Raw genomic sequence first — 4401 nt, forward strand, 5'->3', positions numbered from 1 at the left:
TAAATCTTTTTCTTTAAAAGGTAAAATTTTTTTATTATTTTGAATAATAATAGGTATAGGAGTACCCCATAAACGTTGTCTAGAAATACTCCAATCTTGTAAATGATAATGTATCTTATAAGATGCAATTTTATTTAAAATTAAATTGTGCATTAATCTATCATTATTTTTATTATTTTCTAAAATATTTAATGATTTTGTAAATTTTGAATAAAAAAAATTATATTTTTTTGTAATTATTAAATCTTTTTCATTATATTTTGGTATACCAATTATTGCATTAATTGTTGTAATATTTGTTAAATAATTAACAATAATTATTGGTACTTTTTTTTTTGTAAAAATATTATATGCAAATAATTTACTGTTAATATCTATTATTGAAATAGATGAAAATTTATTATTTTTAGTAGATTCATTTAATAAACATTTTTTTATAAAATTTTTAATATTTGTATTTTTTATAAATTTTTTACATATAGGATGATTATATAAAATTTTAATAAAAATAATATCATTAATATGATTAATATATTTTTTTTCTATAAAAACATTAAATTTATAACTGGTATTTTCAATTTTAAAAAGAAGGTTTATTCCTGTTTTTTTACCAATCCAATTTTTTTGCATATTTTTTACTTTTTTAGGCCAACCATTTAATTTTTTCAAATCATTAAGTAACTCTTCAGCATAATGAGTAATTTTTAAAAACCATTGTTTAACCCATTTTTTTTGTACAATATTATTACATCTCCAACAACAATTATTAATAACTTGTTCATTTGCTAAAATTGTTTTATCTATATTACACCAATTAACTAAAGCATTTTTTTTATATGCTAAACCTAATTTATATAATTTTAAAAAAAACCATTGTTCCCAATGATAATAATTAGGATCACATGTTGTTATTTCCCTATCCCAATCAAAACTAAATCCTAATAATTTTAATTGTTTTTTCATTTCTATAATATTATTTTTAGTCCATAAATAAGGAGAAATATTATTTTTATAGGCTGCTATTTCAGCTGGCAAACCAAAAGAATCCCAACCAATTGGATGTAAAACATTTTTTCCTTGCATACGTTGATATCTTGCAATAACATCTCCTATTGTATAATTACGTACATGTCCCATATGTAATTTTCCTGATGGATAAGGTAACATTGAAAGACAGTAAAATTTAGGTTTACTATAATCTTCAGTTACTTTAAAAGTTTTTTTTAAATTCCATTTTTTTTGTACATAAGATTCTATTTCTTTAGGAAAATATTCTTTTTTCATATGAAAATAATTCCTGAATATATATTTAAAATATTTTATTATAAATATAACATTTCATATTAAAAATAATAATTAATTAATATGGGTTTTTATAACCAAGTAAATTAAGTATGTTAATTTCTTTTATTTGCATAATACATGTTTCTTCAATATTCTTATGATTATAATTTAATAAATGTAAACATGAATGTATAATTATATGAGCCCAATGAGCATTTAATGATTTTTTTTGTAAAAAAGATTCACATTCAATAATTTCTTTACATAAAACTATTTCTCCTAATAACGTTCTTTTAAAGAAATTAATATTTTCTAAAAAAGATAAAACATTTGTAGGTTTAGATATCTGAAAATATTTTTTATTAAGTTTTTCAATATAATCTTTTTCTACTATAGAAATAGTAATTTTAACTTTTTTTATATTAGTTTTTATAAAAATTATATATAACCAATATAAAACATCATTTTTATATGGTATATGATTATGATTTTTACAAAAATTATAATAATTTAAAATAATATTTAATTTCATAATTACATATTATGTACTACAGACATAAATTTTCCATATAAAGAATATATATTAGAATCAATGATCTTTATTTTTACAAATTGGCCAATATAATTTTTAGAACTTATAAAAAAAACTATCCTATTATTTTCAGTTTTACCAAAATATTGGTGATTTTGAAAAGAAAAATTTTCAACTAAAATTATTTGAATAGTATTAATCATTTTTAAACTAAATTTTTTAGTTTGTTGTTTTATATAATGTTGAAGTAAATATAACCTTCTTTTTTTTTCTATAATACTAATATTATCTTTCATTTTACTAGCTGGAGTTCCTGGTCTTGATGAATAAATAAAACTAAAACTCATATCTAAATCTAAATCTAGTATTAAAGAAATAGTATTATTAAAATCTTCTTTACTTTCTCCTGGAAAACCAACGATAAAATCTGAACTAATTTGCATTAATGGTCTAACAATTCTTAATTTATTTATAATTTGTGTATATTCTTTAATATCATATTGTCTTTTCATAAGATATAGAATTTTGTCAGAGCCACTTTGTACTGGTAAATGTACAAAATTTACTAATTGAGGAATTGTTTTATACACATTTATAAGTTCATCAGAAAAATATTTTGGATGATTTGTAGTAAATCTAATTCTTTTTATATTTTTAATTTTTGCAATTAATTTTAATAATTTAGTAAATGTATAATATTTTTTATTTTTTTTATCAAAATATTTGTAAGCATTAACATTTTGTCCTAATAAATATATTTCTTTAACTCCTTGAGAAGTTAAATTCTTAATTTCTAAAATAATGTCTTTATATGGTCTACTTATCTCTTTTCCTCTTGTATAAGGTACTATACAATAAGTACAATATTTATTACATCCTTCAATAATAGTAATAAAAGAACTTATGTTTTTTGTTTTTTTTAAAGGAAAAAATTTAAATTTTTCAATTTTAGGAAAACTAATATCAATTAGATATTTTTTAAATTGACGTACTTTATATATCATTTTAGGCAATCTATGAAAAGTTTGAGGTCCAAAAATAATATCTATATAATATGCTCTTTCTAAGATTTTTTTACCTTCTTGTGAAGCAACACAACCACCTACACCAATAATAATATTGGGATTATTTTTTTTTAAATTTTTCCATCTTCCTAATTGATGAAAAAGTTTTTCTTGTGCTTTTTCCCTAATAGAACAAGTATTTAATATCAAAATATTAGCATTAGTAACTGATGTAGTAATTTTGCAATTTAATTCATTTTTCATTATATCAGCTATCTTAGAAGAATCATATTCATTCATTTGACAGCCCCAAGTTTTAATATATAATTTATTTTTTAACATAATTTATTAAATAAATAATTTTATTTGTTTTTAAATTTTTAGAAAAATGAAAAAAAACAAGTATATTTTTATCTGGGGTACCTGGATTTGAACCAGGGATGCCGGTATCAAAAACCGGTGCCTTAACCACTTGGCTATACCCCATATATTTTTTTTCTATGCGGAAGACGAGACTTGAACTCGTACTATATTTTTATTTAAATAGCCAGAACCTAAATCTGGTGCGTCTACCAAATTCCGCCACTTCCGCTAATTATTTTAGCTACGATGGGAATTGAACCCATGACCTCAGCGTTATGAGTGCTGTGCTCTGACCAAAACTGAGCTACGTAGCCGATTACATATGTATTATGTAATATAATAAAGTATAACGTCAACTAATTTATCATTTTAAATACAAATTTAAAATTAAATTTGTGAAAAGAGTAAAATAAATATGTGTAAAAATAATAATTTTTATAAAAAAAATTTTATTTTTAAAATTATTAAAAATGATTTAAAAAATAAAAAATATGATTTTATATGTACTAGATTTCCTCCAGAACCTAATGGTTATTTACATATAGGACATATTAAATCCATATGTTTAAATTTTTCTATAGCAAAATTTTATAAAGGAAACTGTTTTTTAAGAATTGATGATACTAATCCAAAAACTGAAAATATAAAATATATTAATTCTATAAAAAAAGATTTGATATGGTTAGGGTTTAAATGGAATGATAAAATTAAGTATTCATCAGATTATTTTGAATTAATATATGAATATGCGATAGAATTAATTAATAAAAATTTAGCTTATGTTGATGAATTAAGTATAGAAGAAATTAAATCTTATAGAGGTACTTTACTAAAAACTGGTAAAAATAGTCCTTACAGGAATCGTTCAATCAAAGAAAATTTAAAGTTATTTCATAATATGCGTTTAGGTAAATTTCCTGAAGGAAGTATGTCTTTACGAGCAAAAATAAATATGAAATCAAAAATAATTATAATGAGAGATCCTGTTTTATATAGAATTAAATATCAAAAACATCACCATACTGGAAAAAAATGGTGTATATATCCTACTTATGATTTTTGTCATTGTATATCTGATTCAATTGAAGGAATAACACACTCTTTATGTACTTTAGAATTTTTAGATAATAAATTATTATATAATTGGATACTTAATAATATTAGTGTAAAAAATCATCCTAAACAATATGAATTTTCAAAACTTAAAATTGAATATGG

4 protein-coding genes and 3 tRNA genes are annotated in these 4401 nt (G+C 20.6%); 1 reads left to right on the forward strand and 6 read right to left on the reverse strand.

All coding sequences use genetic code 11. The features are described from left to right. From GJT96_RS02400 to GJT96_RS01520, 6 genes are all read right to left on the reverse strand, one after another. The coding region (locus GJT96_RS02400) for a class I tRNA ligase family protein (RefSeq protein WP_247646075.1) at positions 1-1284 on the reverse strand (1284 nt) is incomplete at its 3' end. A 76-nt stretch (positions 1285-1360) separates the two neighbouring features. After that, positions 1361-1816: an rRNA maturation RNase YbeY gene (gene ybeY / locus GJT96_RS01500; protein ID WP_169780462.1), complete on the reverse strand. Its 456-nt coding sequence runs from the start codon at positions 1814-1816 to the stop codon at positions 1361-1363. A 2-nt stretch (positions 1817-1818) separates the two neighbouring features. Further along, positions 1819-3162: a tRNA (N6-isopentenyl adenosine(37)-C2)-methylthiotransferase MiaB gene (miaB, locus tag GJT96_RS01505; RefSeq protein ID WP_169780463.1), complete on the reverse strand. Its 1344-nt coding sequence runs from the start codon at positions 3160-3162 to the stop codon at positions 1819-1821. 72 nt (positions 3163-3234) lie between these two features. After that, a tRNA-Gln gene (locus tag GJT96_RS01510) sits at positions 3235-3306 on the reverse strand. A gap of 15 nt (positions 3307-3321) precedes the next feature. Next, a tRNA-Leu gene (locus tag GJT96_RS01515) sits at positions 3322-3412 on the reverse strand. A gap of 9 nt (positions 3413-3421) precedes the next feature. Continuing rightward, positions 3422-3497 (reverse strand) — tRNA-Met (locus GJT96_RS01520). Between the two features lie 101 nt (positions 3498-3598). Here GJT96_RS01520 and GJT96_RS01525 point away from each other — a divergent pair. Beyond that, a partial coding sequence (locus tag GJT96_RS01525) for a glutamate--tRNA ligase family protein (RefSeq protein ID WP_247646076.1) occupies positions 3599-4401 on the forward strand: 803 nt, incomplete at its 3' end.

This window comes from Enterobacteriaceae endosymbiont of Donacia piscatrix (assembly GCF_012569525.1).
Taxonomy (GTDB): domain Bacteria; phylum Pseudomonadota; class Gammaproteobacteria; order Enterobacterales; family Enterobacteriaceae.

Excerpts from the sequence above, each read along its gene's own strand:
- ybeY (WP_169780462.1), bottom strand. The coding sequence starts at position 1,816 with ATGAAATTAAATATTATTTTAAATTATTATAATTTTTGTAAAAATCAT.
- miaB (WP_169780463.1), bottom strand. The coding sequence starts at position 3,162 with ATGTTAAAAAATAAATTATATATTAAAACTTGGGGCTGTCAAATGAAT.